The sequence below is a fragment of the Pedobacter riviphilus genome, from assembly GCF_014692875.1.
GTDB classification, from domain to species: Bacteria; Bacteroidota; Bacteroidia; order Sphingobacteriales; family Sphingobacteriaceae; genus Pedobacter; species Pedobacter riviphilus.
Window position 1 is genome coordinate 3,315,197 of sequence record NZ_CP061171.1, and the last position, 19,057, is coordinate 3,334,253.

16 protein-coding genes and 1 tRNA gene are annotated in these 19,057 nt (G+C 38.0%); 13 read left to right on the forward strand and 4 right to left on the reverse strand.

The features are described 5' to 3' along the window. Positions 1-215: 215 nt before the first annotated feature. The 6 genes from H9N25_RS13470 to H9N25_RS13495 all read left to right on the forward strand — a co-directional run bounded on the left by H9N25_RS13470 (position 216) and on the right by H9N25_RS13495 (position 6,770). A complete protein-coding gene (locus H9N25_RS13470; protein ID WP_167295268.1) occupies positions 216-836 on the forward strand; it encodes an insulinase family protein in 621 nt (206 codons plus the stop codon). 153 nt (positions 837-989) lie between these two features. After that, positions 990-2,339: a M28 family metallopeptidase gene (locus tag H9N25_RS13475; protein ID WP_190326233.1), complete on the forward strand. Its 1,350-nt coding sequence runs from the start codon at positions 990-992 to the stop codon at positions 2,337-2,339. Between the two features lie 46 nt (positions 2,340-2,385). Further along, the gene (locus H9N25_RS13480) at positions 2,386-2,859 is read left to right on the forward strand and encodes a TspO/MBR family protein (RefSeq protein WP_190326234.1); all 474 of its coding nucleotides are present in this window, start codon (positions 2,386-2,388) and stop codon (positions 2,857-2,859) included. Between the two features lie 49 nt (positions 2,860-2,908). Further along, on the forward strand, positions 2,909-5,206 hold the full coding sequence (locus H9N25_RS13485; protein ID WP_223833382.1) for a patatin-like phospholipase family protein: 2,298 nt from the start codon (positions 2,909-2,911) through the stop codon (positions 5,204-5,206). Continuing rightward, positions 5,203-5,733: a hypothetical protein gene (locus tag H9N25_RS13490; RefSeq protein ID WP_167295271.1), complete on the forward strand. Its 531-nt coding sequence runs from the start codon at positions 5,203-5,205 to the stop codon at positions 5,731-5,733. Before H9N25_RS13485 ends, H9N25_RS13490 begins: the two co-directional genes overlap by 4 nt. Positions 5,734-6,200: 467 nt before the next feature. Then, positions 6,201-6,770, forward strand: coding sequence for a 2'-5' RNA ligase family protein (locus tag H9N25_RS13495; protein WP_190326235.1), 570 nt, complete (start codon positions 6,201-6,203; stop codon positions 6,768-6,770). Here H9N25_RS13495 and tamL read toward each other — a convergent pair whose 3' ends face one another. Next, positions 6,771-9,191 (reverse strand): translocation and assembly module lipoprotein TamL, encoded by a 2,421-nt coding sequence (tamL, locus tag H9N25_RS13500; RefSeq protein ID WP_190326236.1) that lies wholly within the window; start codon positions 9,189-9,191, stop codon positions 6,771-6,773. Between tamL and H9N25_RS13505 the strand changes: the two genes are divergently transcribed. The 4 genes from H9N25_RS13505 to H9N25_RS13520 all read left to right on the forward strand — a co-directional run bounded on the left by H9N25_RS13505 (position 9,182) and on the right by H9N25_RS13520 (position 11,046). Next, on the forward strand, positions 9,182-9,928 hold the full coding sequence (locus H9N25_RS13505; protein WP_167295274.1) for a TrmH family RNA methyltransferase: 747 nt from the start codon (positions 9,182-9,184) through the stop codon (positions 9,926-9,928). The two genes, tamL and H9N25_RS13505, sit on opposite strands and share 10 nt — an antisense overlap. Positions 9,929-9,987: 59 nt before the next feature. Further along, positions 9,988-10,061 (forward strand) — tRNA-Cys (locus tag H9N25_RS13510). A gap of 34 nt (positions 10,062-10,095) precedes the next feature. After that, positions 10,096-10,266: a spore protein gene (locus H9N25_RS13515; protein ID WP_167295275.1), complete on the forward strand. Its 171-nt coding sequence runs from the start codon at positions 10,096-10,098 to the stop codon at positions 10,264-10,266. Between the two features lie 114 nt (positions 10,267-10,380). Next, positions 10,381-11,046, forward strand: a complete 666-nt coding sequence (locus H9N25_RS13520; RefSeq protein WP_190326237.1) for a DNA alkylation repair protein — start codon at positions 10,381-10,383, stop codon at positions 11,044-11,046. Positions 11,047-11,282: 236 nt separating this feature from the next. Here H9N25_RS13520 and H9N25_RS13525 read toward each other — a convergent pair whose 3' ends face one another. The 3 genes from H9N25_RS13525 to H9N25_RS13535 form a co-directional block, all read right to left on the reverse strand. Continuing rightward, a complete protein-coding gene (locus H9N25_RS13525; protein ID WP_190326238.1) occupies positions 11,283-12,311 on the reverse strand; it encodes a quinone-dependent dihydroorotate dehydrogenase in 1,029 nt (342 codons plus the stop codon). A 184-nt stretch (positions 12,312-12,495) separates the two neighbouring features. After that, positions 12,496-13,146, reverse strand: a complete 651-nt coding sequence (locus H9N25_RS13530) for an NAD(P)-dependent oxidoreductase (RefSeq protein WP_190326239.1) — start codon at positions 13,144-13,146, stop codon at positions 12,496-12,498. A gap of 73 nt (positions 13,147-13,219) precedes the next feature. Next, positions 13,220-13,630: an Rrf2 family transcriptional regulator gene (locus H9N25_RS13535; protein ID WP_167295279.1), complete on the reverse strand. Its 411-nt coding sequence runs from the start codon at positions 13,628-13,630 to the stop codon at positions 13,220-13,222. 125 nt (positions 13,631-13,755) lie between these two features. Between H9N25_RS13535 and H9N25_RS13540 the strand changes: the two genes are divergently transcribed. The 3 genes from H9N25_RS13540 to H9N25_RS13550 all read left to right on the forward strand — a co-directional run bounded on the left by H9N25_RS13540 (position 13,756) and on the right by H9N25_RS13550 (position 18,883). Next, positions 13,756-16,092 (forward strand): AsmA family protein, encoded by a 2,337-nt coding sequence (locus H9N25_RS13540; protein WP_190326240.1) that lies wholly within the window; start codon positions 13,756-13,758, stop codon positions 16,090-16,092. Next, a complete protein-coding gene (locus tag H9N25_RS13545; protein WP_190326241.1) occupies positions 16,026-16,835 on the forward strand; it encodes an AsmA-like C-terminal region-containing protein in 810 nt (269 codons plus the stop codon). The genes H9N25_RS13540 and H9N25_RS13545 overlap by 67 nt, the downstream gene beginning before the upstream one ends. Positions 16,836-16,975: 140 nt before the next feature. Then, positions 16,976-18,883, forward strand: a complete 1,908-nt coding sequence (locus tag H9N25_RS13550; RefSeq protein ID WP_190326242.1) for an ABC-F family ATP-binding cassette domain-containing protein — start codon at positions 16,976-16,978, stop codon at positions 18,881-18,883. The last annotated feature ends 174 nt before the right edge of the window (positions 18,884-19,057 follow it).

Below are 19,057 nucleotides of genomic sequence, written 5' to 3' on the forward strand. Positions count from 1 at the left end.
CATAACTATAGAAAAATTTTTCGTAAATAAATAATGAACAAAATGAATAAATATTATATTTGCAAAAATTATTCCCCATTTTTCAACGAGCGTATTCCCTATTCGTCTAGGTTTTTCACCTTCTTAAAGACTAGATATAGTCGAAATAACCATAAATAAGTAGATTTTAAAGGATTAAACAAAAATCACAATCGTAAAAAATTAAAAAAAATAAAATGAACAAAATTAAAACAATTGCACTTGCTACACTAAGTATTTTATCGATTTACCATGCAAAAGCTCAAAATTTTAAGGAGCCTGTTAGCTTTAAACTTAAGAACGGCATGAATATCATTATTTCTGAAAATGACCGTTCACCAAAGGCATATACTAGCTTTACATTAGATACTAAGGCCTTTGAGGGCAAAAAAGATGGCATTGTGGAGTTGTTGAATGCGGTTTTAAACGAAAACTTAAATAAAAATTCAAATATTAGCTTTAAAGATAACAGCGGTAAGTTGGCTACATTAAATGCTGATCTTGAAAAAGACCTGTCAACAATGGCTTCTGTAATTCAAAATGCAAGCTTCGATCAAAAAACTTTTAATACAGCAAAAGCGAAGTTAATTGCCAGTATAAAATTGCAGGATTACGATTATGACCAAACGGTAAATGAAAATTCTATCAATGCATTAACCTTGGACGATGTTAAAAACTTTTATAGCCAGATTTCTCCTGACAAAACATTTTTAACCATTGCAGGAGATGTTGAATTAAATACGGCTAAAGCTTCTGCGAAAAAAGCTTTTGGCAACTGGAACCGAACTCAAGAACTTGCATCAACTGTGGCAAGGTAATATTAAAATTAAGTCTAGGCCCTTTGATTAGTTTCAGAGGGCTTTTTTTATGCCCAAAATGTTACAAGGGATCGGGTTTTAGCTATCCGTATTCCAGGAATCATTCAATATATTCGTTTTAATAAAATCATCATTTTCCGAAAAAACCGACTAATGAAAAAAATCTACACCCTTCTCCTTTTTGTTCTTTTAAGTTTATCTCTACAAGCTCAAGTTGTGGTTAACCGAAATCAGGATATCGATAAAATGGTTAAAGCGGTGAACCAGGATTCGCTAAAATCGTATATCAGTAAAATGATTTCTTTTGGAACAAGAAATACACTTAGCGATATTAAAAGTAAAACAAAAGGAATTGGAGCAGCCAGAAATTGGGTACTGAATAAGTTTAATCAATTTGCAAAGCAAAGCGATGGCAGGCTTACGGCATACCTGGATACCATTACATTTAAACCTGATGGCAAAAGAGTAGATCAACCTACGCTTTTAGGCAATGCTGTAGCCATGCTTAAAGGCACTGATACAAACGACAAACGTGTTTATGTGGTAAGCGGGCACCTCGATAGCCGTGTTACTGATGTAATGAACAGAACCAGTGATGCACCAGGTGCCAATGATGATGGCAGTGGTGTTGCCGGTGTAATAGAGGCTGCACGGATTATGAGTCAATATAAATTCTCTGCAACCATAATTTTTGTAGCTGTGAGTGGTGAAGAGCAATCTTTATTGGGCTCTGGTTTTATGGCGGCAAAAGCAAAAAAAGAAAACTGGAATGTAGATGCCATGTTAAACAATGATATGATAGGCAGCAACAACAGCAGCGAAACACAGATCATAGATAATACCAGGCTACGTGTATTTAGCGAGGGTTTACCCAGCTTCGATCTGGATAAAAATGCGAAGAGCATCCGTCAATTTGGTTTGGAGAACGATGGCAAAAGCCGCCAGCTGGCCCGATATGTTAAAGAAATAGGCGAGCGTTATGTAGATCAGCTAGAAGTTAAACTAATTTACAGAAACGACAGGTTTCTCCGTGGTGGAGACCATACCCCATTCGTAGAAAATGGCTTTACTGCGGTGCGCATAACCGAAATGAACGAAAACTTCGATCACCAGCACCAAGACCTTAGAACAGAGAAAGGTGTTAGGTATGGCGATCTTCAGGAATTTATGGATTTCGAATATTTACGTAAAAATACAGGTGTAAATATTGCTGTTTTGGCCAATCTGGCCAAAGCCCCATCAAGTCCTACCGAGGTAAAGGTTGATGTAAAAAACCTGAGCAACGCTACTTTTTTATACTGGAAAGCACCTACTAATGGTTCGGTAAAGGGCTATTATGTTTTGATGCGCGAAACCAGCAGTGCAGTTTGGGAAAAGAAATTTTTCACATCTGCCACCGAATTAAGATTACCCTATAGTAAAGACAATTATTTATTTGCGGTACAAAGCATCGGGAATGACGACACTGAAAGCCTACCGGTAGTACCAGCTATTGGCAGATAATAAAAACATTTAAGATTTGCCGTTGTTTAAACTCAAATTTAGCGCAATGAAATTTAAACCTCTGGCTTTTATCATTAATATAGCCATCACACTGGGTGTTGGTGCTTTAGGCGGATGGGCAACGGCACAATCGGTTAAAACCTGGTATCCAACATTAAATAAACCATCCTTTAATCCACCAAACTGGCTTTTTGCACCTGTTTGGACTACACTTTATATACTTATTGGTATTGCGGCTTATTTAGTGTGGATCAGACGCGATAAAATTGTTCATTTCCCGCGAACAGTGGCCATTTACCTTATCCAGTTAATTTTAAATTTAGGCTGGTCGTTTATTTTCTTTTACCTGCACGAGATAGGTTTTGCCCTGGCCGAAATTATTTTATTGTTGGTTATCATTATCATCAATGCATCCATATTCTATAAAATAAACAAATGGGCAGGTTTAATATTTATCCCCTATATCCTTTGGGTAACTTTTGCATCATTTTTAACCTACAACATTTTCATATTGAATTAATTTTAAAAGAAAACCCCTATTTTTAAGGGTGGTAACTTTTAAAAGATTTTTGCTGATCCTCTTCGTTCTGTGCTGTAACCAATTGCAGGCGCAAAAGGTAGGTCTTGTATTTAGTGGTGGCGGTGCGAAAGGATTGGCCCACATAGGCACATTAAAGGCTTTGGAAGAAAACCACATTCCTATCGATTATATTACCGGCACATCGATGGGCGGCATTGTTGGTGCCATGTATGCTGCAGGTTATAGCCCTGCGGAAATAGAAAAAATTGCATTGAGCAACGACTTCCAAAATTGGGTAAACGGGCGATACACCAGCGACTATACCTATTATTTCCAGAAAAATGCAGCCAATGCCTCTATGCTTACTGCAAAAGTGGCCATTGATACAGGTTTTCATTTTAGTTTCCGCTCTAACCTCATTAATGATATTCCCTTAAACTTTGCTTTCCTTGAGCTTTTTTCGCAGGCTTCTGCCGTTTCTAAAGACAATTTCGATAATCTTTTTGTTCCCTATCGCTGTATGGTTGCAGATGTACTTTCGCAAAAAAGCATAACGGTAAGCAAAGGAAGTTTGGCAGAAGCTGTAAGGGCAACCATGACGGTGCCTATTATCTACAGACCGATTAAATTAGATGGAAAATATGTTTTTGACGGTGGACTCTATAATAATTTCCCTGCCGATGTAATGGAAAGAGATTTTAAGCCCGATTATGTAATAGGCGCCAATGTTTCTTCTAAAACTTATAACGAGTACCCTAAAAACATCGATGATCGTTTAATGAACCGCTTTTTGGTATATATGTTTCTATCTAAATCAGATTCTACCATGATCGGTAAAAACGGCGTATACATCCAACCCGATTTAGCTACCTATAGTGTAACTAATTTTGCACCTGTAGAAGAGCTGATCAAAAAAGGATATGATGCAACAATGGCCGATATGCCAAGAATTAAAGCTTTAATCAGTAAAAGAGTGAGCGATAAAGAATTGGCAGAAAGAAGAGAAAAATTTAATGCGAAAAAACCAGATCTAAAGTTCAGTAACATTATCGTAACAGGTGTAAACAGTCAGCAGAAAAAATATGTAGAAAGGCTTTTCAAGAGCGATAAAACTACTTTTAACCTGCAAGATATCAAACGTGGGTATTATAAGCTGGTAGCCGATCAAACCTTCGAAACGGTGTATCCTAAAATTTCTTATCAAGCTGCAACAGACAGTTATACTTTTGAGGTAGTGGCACAGCCAAAAAAGAGCTTTAAACTCGAATTAGGTGGCAATATCTCTACAAGACCGATCAGTAATGTGTTTTTGGGTGCCCAGTACAATTACCTCAACCAAAAATCTTATACTTTTGGAACGAGTTTTTACTCTGGTCGTTTTTACGAATCGGTACAGGTAAATGGACGGGTAGATTACCCAACCAGGCTCCCCTTGTTTCTTGCCGCCGAATTAACCTATAATCACTGGAATTTCTATAATACCAGCCAGATATTTATCGAAAACCCGCGCCCTATTTACATCGAACAATCAGACCGGAAGATTGATCTCATGATGGGAATGCCTTTAAATTACAATACCAAAATTGTTCTTCATTCTACATTTATAAATAATAACGACCGCTATAGCCCAAACAATACCTTTGCCGTAGGCGATTTATTAGACCAAACCATATTCAACGGTTTCAGGGGCTCGTTAAACTTCGAAAAAAACTCACTGAACAGAAAACAATATGCCACCAATGGTCAAAGCTTTTCGTTAAGTTTTAATTACACTACTGGTCGCGAAAATTACAATCCGGGTAATATTTTCCGCAACACCCCAGGTTTTGTGAAAATTCCGGGTAGTAGCCGGCTACACCAATGGGGCAGCATTAAGCTCACCCAGGAAAACTATTTTTTACATCTTAAAAAATATACTTTGGGTTATATTGTGGAAGGTGTAATTTCGAACCAGCCCTTATTTAGCAACTATTACGCAACACTTTTAACTGCTCCGGCTTTTTACCCCCTGCAAGATAGCCGTTCGCTATTTCTGGATAAGTTTAGGGCAACCACCTATGCCGCAGGTGGAATAAAAAACATTTATAATGTCAAAAAAAATCTTGACTTTAGATTAGAAGGTTATTTATTTTTACCCCATAAAGAATTTGAGCTGAATAATTTTCAGGATATAAATTATGCAAAGCCCATTACAAAATTACGCTATGCTGGTACCGCTGGCCTGGTTTATCACTCCCCTTTGGGACCGGTTAGCCTAAGTTATAATTTATATAATGATGCTGTTAAAAGAAATGGTGTATTATTGCATATCGGTTATTTAATTTACAATAAACGTTCTATCGAATGAAACGAATCTTACTCTTACTTTCGCTGTGTTTAATCGGGCTTTTCAGCACTGCACAAACCGCAGCAATCAATAATTTTCTGGTAAAAGAGAATTTGCTTAAAAATAATAAACTGGCCATTATTGCAGCCGATTCGCTAAACAATCCTAACGAAAATATAAATGGAACGTATACCTTCAGTGTAAGTGGTTTTACACAGGTACTAAAGTTTAATGATGGCATAGCCGTGCTGCCTTTACCGATCGATAAATCTACCTTCGTTTATATTAAACATCAAAACGACTCCGGTACGCACAGCAAACTCGTGTATGTGTACAAAAAAGATACCGATTTAAGCCCGTATGCCATAAATAGTTTATGGCTTTTCATCATTCCGATCATACTGGTTATTATTGCTTTTGCCTTCCGCAAACTGATCATATTTGTGGTAATTGTATTTCTGGTATTTGTATATTTTAACCACAGCAATGGCTTAAACCTATCTACCTTTTTCGAAAGTATATTTGATGGATTAAAGAACCTCGTCTGACGTTTTTGAATTAATTTTTCATCACGAATCGTCATCCGATAGCTATAGTATGCGAGGCTGGACAAGCGCGAGCCGAAGCAATCTCATGCAATAATTTTTTTTTATTCTTTTTAGAAAAGCAATTCCTGTGGTGCTTCGGTTCTACCCGTCCCGCCCTTTGCTTAACCCCGATAAATGTTCAATAAGCTAAATTACGCTTAAACCGGGGTAACGCTGTCGGTCGGGTTTAGCTAACGTAGGTTCGTCTAAGCTCAAATGAAAATAGGCTCCTGGGCACACGAATTCCGGGGGGCGGTGGGTTTATTTTACCAGCAATAGCAGCACCGCATTAGGTTCTTAAGCCCGATCGAAGTGGGATCCTGATATTTTACGCTCACGCTCGTTTCCAACGAGTGTGAAAATAACAAATCGTTTTTTAAAGATTCATTATTACTTTTTTTTACTAATATTTTTAGTAAATTTGATCTGTGGAAAATCTATTTTTAGTGTGCCTAGTCCCACCTATTTCTATTGTAGAAGATATCGATGAAATTAGAACATACATATCGGAGAAGTTTAATGTGCATGAATCATTAAAACGGCCGGCACACATCACCTTATATCCACCGGTAAAACTATCAGCTTACAATGCAGAAAAAAGATTTTTTAAAGCTTTAACAGATGCATCTTTCAGTCAGCCCTTTACCCAGGTGCTCAGAAATTTCAGTTCATTTCCGGAGCATACCTTTTATCTCGATGTTGAACAAAACGATGGGTTAATGAGCCTAGAAAAACAGATAACCAAAGCATTACAAGCTTTAAAATTGATAGAAAAAAAAGAAAAATTCAATCCACATTTAACTTTGGCGTTCCGAGATGTAAAACCGCCCGTTTTCAAACAGATTTCTGCTGAATTTAAAGACCGGAAATTTAAGCGGGAATTTCAGGTTTCATCTTTTTCTGTTTACAAACATATGGATAAAAGATGGCAGCCCTTTAAAGAATTCCATTTTAAAGATCCCGGTACAAAACCTAAAACTTTAAGTCTTTTTGCTTAATTAAAACGGCATGCCTATGCCAAAGTTATATTGTAGGAAACGATAGGTATCGGGCCCATGTGTGGCGTTATAACTATTTTTAAAATCTCTCGCCCCAGATAAAAACTTACCGATAACCCATTGATCCGAACCTGTAAACTGAGGATCTTTGAGTTTCAGACCAACATCGAACCGAAATACAAAGTATTGTACATCATATCTAAGGCCTACACCTGTACCAATAGCCAGCTGTTGTACAAATCTGTTTAACTTAAACACGGTTTGCTCATCAAGTGTCGGGGTTCCAACGAGAATTGATTCGCCTTTACGGAGATTCCATACATTACCCGCATCAATAAAGGCTGCACCTTTTAATGTTGCACCAAAAAATTTCTTGGCCACGGTAAAACGGTATTCAAAGTTGGTTTCGATGCGCATGGTTCCAAGTTGATCGAGCCCGAAAAATGCTTTCCTCAGGGTATCACTCCTTAAAACACCTCTATCGTAATTTCCGGGGCCAATGGTTCTGGCCTGCCAGGCTCTTACGCCGCTCGATCCGCCAGCAAAAAACTGTTTCTCGAAAGGTATACCTGTTAACACCGAATTTCCATAGGCATAGGCTACACCTGCGTTTAAACGTGCTACAAACTGTCGCTCTCCACCTAAGTGTTTGTACCATCTTATGTCAACCTCGGGGCGCATATATTGGTTAAAAGGTAAACCCAATATCTTTGCAGCATTGTTCACAGTATCTTTTTTGGCACCCGTTAGTTTAGATATGCCCTGCAACATATTACCCGCAATATCCATTCCCGCCCTTAAATAAACAAAAGACCGGTATTCATTTAGCTTATTTGCATTTAAGGTATAGGTATATTTCATCCCAAGGGTTAAATCTTTACGCCCCAACAATGTTGAGTAATAAAGGTTATTCAATACGGTTTGAGCATCAACATTAGGGTCTAAATTGCCAAAACGGTATTCGAAATTCAATGGGGTAAAAGAGTGTAGCTTAGATTTGGTTTCAAACCAATCGTAAGTAATGGAATTGATAAAAATCCTTCTTACGGATACATCTTTCTGCAAAGCATAAATATAACTGCTTGAAAAAGTAGTATGCGGCATTCCATTACCGCCCAAAACCGGATTGTAGAAGGGAATCATCAACCTGGGCACCGTAATGCTTGCACTGATCGAAAAATCGCGCTGATAAATATCACTAAAAGGTTTAGCCCCGTTGCCTATTCTTGATTGCAAACCACCTTTCACCTGAAGTTCAAATCGCTCTGCTCCTCTGAAAATATTGTTGTTGGTATAGGTATTTCCGATGGTAAACCCTACTGTACCTCCATTAAACGGTACCTCTCCTTCCACGCGGTTAGTCATTACCTTTTGTGGAATAAGCTGGATTACAGCATTTACTTTATTGGAAGTACTGTCTCTTCTAAAGTAATCGATCTTTACATTTTTAAAAATATTGAGTTCATACAATCGATCGTAAGTAAGGTTTTCATTCCGGATATCATAAAGTTCGCCCTGTTTCAGAAAATCATACCTTAGAATCGGGTTTCTGCGGTAACGTTTGGAAAAATCGGTGAATATGACGCCATTAACCGTGTCTTTACTCAGTTTATAACGCACCGAATCAGGAAAACCATCAGGGTTAGGTGCAATAATCATGTGGGTATACCCAATATTAAACTGCTTATGCTCGCTTTCGTTTGGGTCGGTTACATTTAGGTTCAGATCAATTTTATTGGTTTTAGAAGTAGGTTCTGCACCATAAACGTCGAAATTTACATATGGCCTTAAGAAATAAAAATATCCGTTTTCTTTCATAATGCGGTAAATCTGCTCCCTTTCATACGTTAAAGAGTCTTCATCGTACTGCATTCCTTTGTGTAAATGGGTTATTTTAGCCTTATTCGATTCGTAAAGGTTTTTAATATTTCGATTTGGTATCGAATCTGAAAGTTTATCGATATAATAAGCAGGCCCAGGTTTTGCACTAAATACAATTTCGGCCTTTTTATCTGCAATCTTTATGGCAGAAGTTACTTCAGCCTGGCGGTAACCCTTACTTTTTAAAAACTTCTGTATCTGTGTTCTGGAAATTTCGACCAATGTGCTATCTAAAATAGCCGGTGGCGTACCAAATGGCTTAATATCACTGGTTTTATACCTACCATCTTTGGTATTGAACAAATTGTACAGAGGCACATTGATACTCAATTTCGATGCCGGCCTGATATCTTTCTGAACATAATTATAAGCCTGTTCTTCAAATTTAGCATCTATACTGTCAATAGTTACCTTCTTCACTATCGATTGATAGTCGGGAATGTACTTGGTTGATGAGCAGGCCTGAATTAAAACAATAATAAATAGTAATATTGCAGTGCTTTTCAGTTTAATATTTATTGAGTTTTGGTATGCTTTCAAAATCACAGATTAGTTTTATAAAATCGTTACATCAAAAAAAATACCGTAAAGAACATGGTTTATTTATTGTTGAAGGTATAAAATCCATAAAAGAATTTTTCCAATCAAGTTACCAGATCCATACTATATTTTACAACAGCGAACAATACAATTTGTTACCCAAATTGCCTGCAAATATAAACTTATTTGAAGTAAAGAACGCTGAATTAGACAAGATTAGTACGCTACAAACACCACAAGGCTTTTTAGCGCTCATTCATATCCCAAAAAATAAAGAATTAGCTTTAAAAGAGCTAAAAAATCAGTTCACTTTGGTTTTAGATGGTGTTCAGGATCCTGGCAATATGGGTACCATCATTAGAACGGCAGATTGGTTTGGTTTTAAAAACATCATTTGCTCAGCCGACTGTGTAGAAGTATTCAATCCAAAAACAGTACAGGCCACAATGGGCTCTTTAGCACGGGTAAATATTTATGAAACAGATTTACCAGCATTATTAGAAAAAAATACCATACCTGTATTTGGGGCGTTGTTAGATGGCGAATCGATTTACAAAACGCAATGGGGAGCTGAAGGATTAGTGATTTTAGGGAATGAAGGAAAAGGAATATCGGCAGAAGTAATCAAAAAAATAAATAAACCGGTAACCATTCCGAGAATTGGGGAAGCCGAATCGTTAAACGTGGCCGTAAGCGCAGCAATCTTTTGTGCTGAGTTAGTGCGAGTTCGAAATTAAATTGAGATATTATTTGCGGGCTAACTAATAATTGCTATTTTTGCAGCCTTGAATTTAAGGGTCGAGTGGCCGAGTGGCTAGGCAGAGGTCTGCAAAACCTTCTACAGCGGTTCGAATCCGCTCTCGACCTCCATTTGTACAAATAAAATAATTAAAAGGTTATTACCATGGCAGTTACCAGATTAAAAAGAAAAGACAGAAGAAATAAAAATACAGCTCACCAAGAGGTAGCATTTTTAAAGAGAGCAACTAACATCGAGTTAGGAAGCCGCTCTGCACAACCTAAAAATGATCAATTAGCTAAAAACAATGCTGTTTTAGCTACTTTGACAAAATAGTTTTTAGAAATTCTTCTTAAAGATTTAAAGCATCCTTCTGATCAAAGGATGCTTTTTTTATGTCCAAAAAAATGCGGATAATCTTTAAATTTGAAAACAGGGAAAGGCAAAACTATGAATCTTACAGAAACCCTATCAAAACTAGAATCGCTCGGCGAAGAGAAAGTCCGCGCCATGCACATTAAAAATGGCGCAAGAGAAAACATTTTTGGCGTTAAAATGGGTAACATTAGAGCAATAGCCAAAAAGATCAAAACCGATCATGAACTTGCACTCAAACTTTGGGAAACCGAAAATATTGATGCCCGGCTGTTGGCTATCCTAATCCTTAAACCAAAAGCACTATCGGCAGCAGAAATCGAGCAGATGGTATATTCAGAAAATTTTACCTGGGCTGCAGATTGGTTTTACAATTACATCGTTAAAGAATACCCTGATAAAGAACAATTCCGCGAAAAGTGGATGAATTCAGAAAACGTGATGCTGGCCCGTGCAGGCTGGAGCTTAACCAGCGGACGTATAACCAGAGAACCTGAGGGAATAGATATTCCGAGAATTCTTGATCGGATTGAAAAAGAAATGCCTAAAGTAGCACCAGAAATCCAGTGGACTATGAATACCGCATTGGCCCAGATTGGGATTAATCATCCTGATTATAGAGAAAGAGCCCTCGCCATTGGAGAAAAACTTGGCATTTACCGCGATTATCCCGTTTCTAAAGGCTGTACTTCCCCATTTGCACCCATATGGATTAATGAAATGGTAAGCAGGCAGAAGTAGTTATTTAGCCCGTAGCGAATGTAGTTAAGTTAAGGAGAAATATTACCAGCACAAACCTTTCATTACAAACCCGATAGTAGCGTAAAACCCGCAGGCGAGGAACGAGCCAAGGCTTTGAAGCGATAGCGGGACTATCACAACCCATGAAATACTGACATTCATTTCCAAAACCTGAAAATTAAAAATGATCTGGTTACAATGCTTTCAAACTAATCAGTTTAAAGCCTAGATTACACTTAAACTAACTCTTTACAGATACTTTTAATCAATCCAGGTCCCTCGTAAATAAAACCAGTATACAACTGAACCAGACTGGCGCCAGCATCCAGTTTCTCTCGTGCATCTTTAGCCGAATGAATACCTCCTACCCCAATAATCGGGAAAGCTTTATTTGATTTTTCTGAAAGATAACGGATCACCTCGGTTGAGCGTTCTTTAACAGGTTTTCCGCTTAGGCCTCCGGTTTCCGCTTTTAAATTCTGCTCTGCAGCCAGGTTTTCCCTGCTGATGGTCGTATTGGTGGCAATAATACCTGCAATTTTTGTTTCTGCCACAATTTCAATGATATCATCTAATTGTGCATCAGTTAAATCGGGCGCAATTTTCAATAAAATCGGCCGTGAAATATTATTTTTAAGATTGCGCTGCTGTAAGGTATTCAGAATTTTTTTCAGAGGTTCTTTTTCCTGCAGCTCGCGTAAGCCCGGGGTATTGGGCGAACTTACATTCACCACAAAATAATCTACTACATCAAAAAGACGGTCGAAACATTTAATATAGTCGCGTACTGCATCTTCATTCGGCGTAGTCTTGTTTTTACCGATATTTCCACCCACTACAATATCTGGATGTTTATCTTTTAACAAGCGCAAACGCTCGGCCATTACATCCACCCCCTTATTGTTAAAGCCCATCCGGTTGATTAAGGCTTCGTCATTAGGTAAGCGGAACATCCGGGGTTTATCATTTCCCGGCTGTGGCATTGGCGTTACCGTACCCACTTCGATAAAGCCGAAGCCTAAATTACTAAGTGGCTCTACATATTCACCGTTTTTATCAAATCCGGCGGCCAACCCAACAGGGTTTCTGAATTTTACGCCAAAAACCTCACGTTCCAAACCTTTAATATGTACATCAAAGCTGCTACGGATAATGGTTTTACCCAGCGGAAATTTATCATTAAACCACTTTAACCGCTTTACTACAAAATAATGTACGTTCTCAGGATCAAATTTGAAGAATATTGGTTTAATAATGCGATACATGCCACGAAGATAAGAACTTATAGGTAAATATGGAAAAAGGATTTAGTCCATTAGTTCAGCAACCATAGGTTCATTAGTCAAGAGATAGTGCATAGCCGATAGCTTCATAACGATAAACCAACTAGCCATCAGCCCCAGGCAACCTGTACATTCGCCAATGAGCTAATGACTAGTGAACCAATTTTTAGTATGCCGCTGTAAACTGCTCCTGGTGATGTGCATTATTTTCCAGCTCATCGGCAATAACAATTGCCAAATCTTCTACTGATAAAATAGAACGGCCTTCTTCATTAAAAACCGGGCTTGTTTTACCCAAACGATATTTTCCGGTACGGCCAGTGGTAATGCCTTGGTGCATCTCAATTGCCGGGCTAAAAAACAACCAATCTAATTCCTTCTCCTGTTTCAATGTATTAAAATAATCTCTTACTGCTGTTGCACCTGGTTTGTACTCGGCAGGGAAGTTCGGCCCATCTACAATTTGGTGACCATCTATCTGCAAAGTACCTGCTCCTCCAATAAAAACATAACGCTTAACGCCCGATGCTTTTACTGCAGCCTGAATGGCTTTTGCTCCCGCTACTGTATCGTTATATAAATTTGGATTGGTCCAACCGGCGTTAAAAGCACTTACCACCCCATCGGCACCTTTTATAACCGCTGCTAATTTTTCAGTGTCTAAAACATCAACTGCAATTTTAGTCACAAGATCATCGTTACTTTCAATTTTAGCGGTATCGCGTGCAATGGCGATCACTTCATTTCCACGACTTACTAATTCGTTTAAAATGGCTTTGCCTACAAATCCAGAGGCTCCAATTAATGCTACTTTCATGTTATTTAATTTTTAAAATTTATAATCTAATTTAAATTGTAATATTTTTTATTACAGTTATACCCAAATTTTTTTATTTAAAACCTGCACTAAAATCTTTTAATGTTTTAGAAGAAAGATTTTTAACCAACGCAGTTTCAGCTTCATCATATAAATCTGTCAGGTGTTGAGTGATCTGTTTTCCCACCGGACAATCAGGATTAGGCTCATTTCTACTTTCGCCCAACAGGCTTTTTTGTTTAACCGCCCTATACACGTCGCCCAGATTAATATCGGCAGGATTTTTCGCCAATGTAGAGCCCCCACCCTTTCCTTCCTTACTCTGTACAAAACCATGTTTATGCAGGTTAGCCAATTCTTTCCTCACCAAAACAGGATTACAGTTAATACTTCCGGCAATGTATTCAGAATTCAATAGCTGCCCTTTCACCTGGTCGAGGAGTGTAAGAATGTGAAGCGAGATGGAAAAATGACTGCTATTCATACTGTAACTATTTTTATTACAGAACAAAGGTATAAATATATTTTATAATACAAAAATGTTAAATTTTTATTCCTAATTCATCTAAAGACTATCTTTGTGCCCAATTCTGCACTTAAATTAAAATCTTGAAAAAATTCTTAACAATATTCGCGATTACGATCATTTCCTTAATAGCCCTCCTAATTGTTATTCCATATGTAATTCCGCAGACCATTACCAAAGAAATTACACAGGTTATTAATAAAAACATAAAAGGCGAGGTAAAGTTTGAAAGCACCAATATTTCCTTTTTCAATCATTTCCCTTCACTAACTTTAAATTTAAACGAGTTTTTACTGAAAGGCTCAGCTCCTTTTCAACAGGATACGCTTATTTACACCAAAAAACTAGCGCTGGGCATAAACCTGCTCTCGTTATTCTCTAAACAGGTTAAAATTGATCAGTTCTACTTAGACGATGCCCGCATTAATATCCTTAGCGATGAAAAAGGTCATGCAAATTATAATGTTTACGAAAGCAAAAAGGAAAATACGCAAAATACAAGCGAAAGTAATACTGCCATAAAGATTGAAGGAATTTTCATCAACAATAGCAACCTTACTTATAGCGACCATTCAATTCCTATGCTCATCAGGACCAAGGGGCTTAATTATACCGGAAAAGGCGACCTCAGCAACGCGATATTTGACTTAAAAAGCAATCTTTCTATCCATGAAATGGATGTTTATTATGCCAACACACCCTATTTAATCAAGAAAAAAATAAATGCCAATCTGATCACAAAAGTAAATACCAACTCACTTAATTTAATTTTCGATGAGAACAATTTAATGATCAATTCACTTCCAATCCATTTTGTAGGGCATTTTTCATTTTTAAAGGATGGTTATGATATTGATTTCAGAACCAAGGCAAAAGAGACAGATCTACAGAACATTTTTACTGCACTACCCTCAGAAATTGCTGATAAACTGGAAAAAACAAAGGTAAAAGGTTATGCAGAGATTGATGCTTCTTTAATTGGAAAATACATTGCTGCCACGCATAGTATGCCTACACTCTCGTTTAACATGAAAGTAAGAGATGGATCAATTTCTAATCCAAACGCTCCAGAGCCGATCAGCAACCTGTTTTTAAACTTAAAAACAAAACTTCCGGGCTTGAATACGGATAGTCTATTAATTAATATGGACAGCCTTTACTTTAACATCGGAAAAGACTATGTAGCCTCGGTTACCAAAATAAAAGGTTTATCCGCACCCGAAATTTACACCGATACCCGTTCCAATATCGATTTAGCCAAATGGGCCAAAGTGGTAAATATGGACAACCTGAAACTGAAAGGCCGCTTAAACATTAACCTCAAAGCCGATGGTAAATACACCAAAAAGGTACAACACTCGGGCATTAGGCAGGTAGATACGGTTATTGCCACTGTACCTAAATTTTCGTTAAAAGCCAGTCTGACGGATGGTTATTTTAAGTACCCTGTCCTCCCCGCTGCTATTGATAAAATTAACTTTAACATTACCGGTTCTAATACCGATGGCGATTATAAAAGCACTAGACTGGCTATCGAAAATATCGATATCCGGGCATTGAACAACTACATCAGGGGCTTTGCTAAAATTCAAACGGCAGCGCATATGCCGGTAGATATCCAGTTGAAATCGCTGATTAACTTTGCCGATATCAAAAACATTTATCCGGTTAAAGGTTACGAGTTAAGCGGCATTATGGATATCGACCTGCAAAGTAAAGGCCCCTACAATAAAATAAAGAAACTTTTCCCGGTTACCACCGCCAGCATTAAGCTAAATAACGGCAGGATTAAAACGCCAAATTTCGATCAACCTTTAGAGCAGATTAAAATCGATGCCGACCTGATTAACAGTGACGGAACTTTAAAAAACACTAAACTGAACATTAAACCCATTTCATTCCAAATGGCGGGGCAGCCCTTTATGATGAAGGCCGATGTGCATAATTTCGAAAATATTGCTTACAGTGTTTCATCAAAAGGCACAATAGATATTGGTAAAATGTATAAACTGTTTGCAGTAAAAGGCTATCAGGTTAATGGAGTTATTTTAGCAGATGTTTTATTTAAAGGCTCACAAAGCGATGCATTGGCTCGCAGATATAACAAATTGCAAAATAATGGCACCATCAGGATTAAAGACCTTAATATCCAGTCTGATTTATTCCCCAAAAGCTTTTTAATCAAAAACGGTGTATTTTCTTTCCGTCAGGATAAGATGAATTTTGATGAATTTAACGCCACCTATGGCCAGTCTGATTTTAAACTGAATGGAAGCCTGAACAATGTAATTAATTATGTTTTAAATGATAAAGCTAAACTGGAGGGAATTTTAAGCTCAGCAGTAAGCAAATTTTGGCTGACGAATTTATGGTTTATGCAGATGGTGGCACCGCAGCTTCGGCCCCTTCAAATGGTGTAATCTTAATTCCCGATAACCTGAACGTTATTTTTTCGGCCAATGCTGCCGAAGTAAAATATAATGGTCTCCTTATTAAAAACGCGAAAGGCACCATGCGCATCAACAATGGGGCATTAACCTTACAACAAACCGGTTTCGATATCGCAGGCGCACAGGTGGGTATGGATGCGAACTATAAGAGCACGAGTACCAAAACTGGCCTATTCGATTTCCATCTCACCGCTAAAGAATTTGATATTGCCAGGGCTTACAAAGAAATTAAACTATTTAGAGAAATGGCCAGCTCGGCATCAAAAGTAAAAGGTGTTGTTGGCTTAGATTATCAACTCTCAGGCAAACTGAATGCTGAAATGTTTCCGGTATATCCATCACTAAAAGGAGGAGGCGTATTGAGCTTGAAAAAAGTAAGCTTAATGGGCTTTAAAATGATGAATGCTGTGAGTAAAGCCACAAAAAGAGACAGTTTAACCAATCCGGATTTATCTGATGTTCAAATAAAATCGACCATTAAAAACAATATCATTACCATCGAACAAACCAAAATGAAAGTAGCGGGTTTCAGGCCACGTTTCGAAGGTCAGGTGAGCTTTGATGGTAGGTTAAACTTAAGCGGCCGCTTAGGCCTCCCTCCTTTTGGTTTATTTGGCATCCCGTTGAGTATAACGGGTACACAGGAAAAACCAATCGTGAAACTGAAAAGGAACAAAGAAGGTAAACTGGAAGAAACAGGAGAAAATAAATAGCTCCATTGATAAAGGACAAACATTGAGGATTAAAAGGTTGCTGTATTGCTTTTCCAAAAAGTTAAAGCAAAACCACTGGCTTATCCTATTTGATTTTCGACCTGAAAAAAGCCTTTAAATTTCGTACTTTTGCAGCCGAAATGATTTCAATAAATAATTTAACTTTCCTGATTGGCTCAAGGGCCTTATACGACGACGCGAACTGGCACATAAAACCTGGCGACAGAGCAGGTTTAATTGGCGCAAACGGAACAGGAAAATCAACACTTTTAAAAATAATTGTAGGCGAATATGCACCTAGTTCGGGTACTGTTTCCATGTCTAAAGACTTGAAAATTGGCTACCTAAACCAGGATTTACTTTCTTACGATTCACACCATAGCATTTTGCATGTGGCCATGGAGGCTTTCGAGCGCCAAAACCAATTGCACGATGAGATTGAAGAACTGCTAAAAAAAATCGAAACAGATTATAGCGAAGAGGTTTTATTCAAATTAAGTGATAAACAGCAAGAGTTTGAAGCTTTAGATGGATATAACATCGAATATAGGGCAAACGAAATTTTAGCTGGTTTGGGTTTCAGTACTGCAGACCAACTGCGCCCGTTAAATACTTTCTCGGGAGGTTGGCGGATGCGTGTAATGCTGGCTAAGATTTTATTGCAAACGCCTGATATCTTATTACTGGATGAGCCTACCAACCACATGGACTTACCTTCCATTAAGTGGTTAGAAAACTATTTAATGAGTTTTGAAGGTGCCATTGTAATTGTATCTCACGATAGGTATTTCTTAGATAAGATTGTAAATCGTACGGTCGAATCGCGTAAAGGTAAGTTAACCGTATATGCGGGTAACTATAGCTTCTATGTTGAAGAAAAAGCTTTACGTGGCGAAATCCAAAAAGGTGAATTTAAAAACCAACAGGCTAAAATAAAGCAGGAAGAGCGTTTAATTGAGCGTTTTAAAGCGAAGGCGAGCAAGGCTAAAATGGCCCAATCGCGGATGAAAGCTTTAGATAAGATGGAACGGATTGATGATGTTGATGATGATAACCCAACCGTAAATTTTGCTTTCAAATTCTCTAAACCATCAGGCAGGCACGTGGTACGTATAGAACACGCCAATAAGAGTTATCCAAATGTACATATTTTGGATGATGCCGAGGGAGTGATCGAAAAAGGCGATAAAATTGCCTTGATCGGGGCAAACGGCAAGGGTAAATCTACTTTATTGAGAATGATTGCCGGAGCCGAAAAATTTGAAGGTTTCTGCGAAACGGGGCATAATGTTACCACCACTTTCTTTGCGCAGCACCAATTGGAATCACTGCATTTAGAAAATTCAATTTTAGAAGAATTACAGGCATTTGCACCAAAACATAGCGACACGGAATTGAGGAGTATTTTAGGTTGTTTCCTTTTTACCGGCGATGATGTTTTCAAAAAGATCAAAGTGCTTTCGGGAGGAGAAAAATCGCGTGTGGCCCTGGCTAAATCTTTAACAACAGACTCGAATTTCTTGATCCTGGATGAGCCTACCAACCACTTGGATATCCAATCGGTAAACATCCTGATTCAAGCATTGCAGCAATTTGAAGGCACTTTTATTGCCGTATCTCACGATAGGTATTTCTTAGATAATGTGGCCAACAAAATCTGGTTTATCGAAGGCGGAAAAATTAAAGAATACCCTGGCACCTATGCCGAATATGAAGAATGGAACAGCAAAAGGATAATTCCTGTGTCTAAACCTATTCCGGTTAAAATGCCAGAAAAACAAAAAGAACAGCCAAAAGCAGTTACGCCCAATACGGCTAGCCAGTTAAAAAAGCTCAACGATGAACTGCAAAAAACAGAAAAGCTGATTACAGAGCTAGAGCAGAACGTTAAAAATATTGAAGCAGAATTGGCAGATGAGCATGTTTATGCCAATGCCGATAAACTGGCGGAAGCCAACAAACGTTATTTAGCGACAAAACAGGAGTTAGACAATAACCAAGGTAAATGGGAAAGTTTAGCTGCTGAAATTATGGAACTGGAAGGTTAGATTTTAAACACCAATAAGCATGATATATAGCCGTTTCGATGTAAAATCGGGACGGCTTTTTTGTTTAAAATTTGCCACGGAAACGCAGAAACACAGAAGAAGGTTTTTGTTGTTAGAATCCACTAGCTCGGTCGTCATTGCGAGGAGGAACGACGAAGCAATCTTTCATGCTAG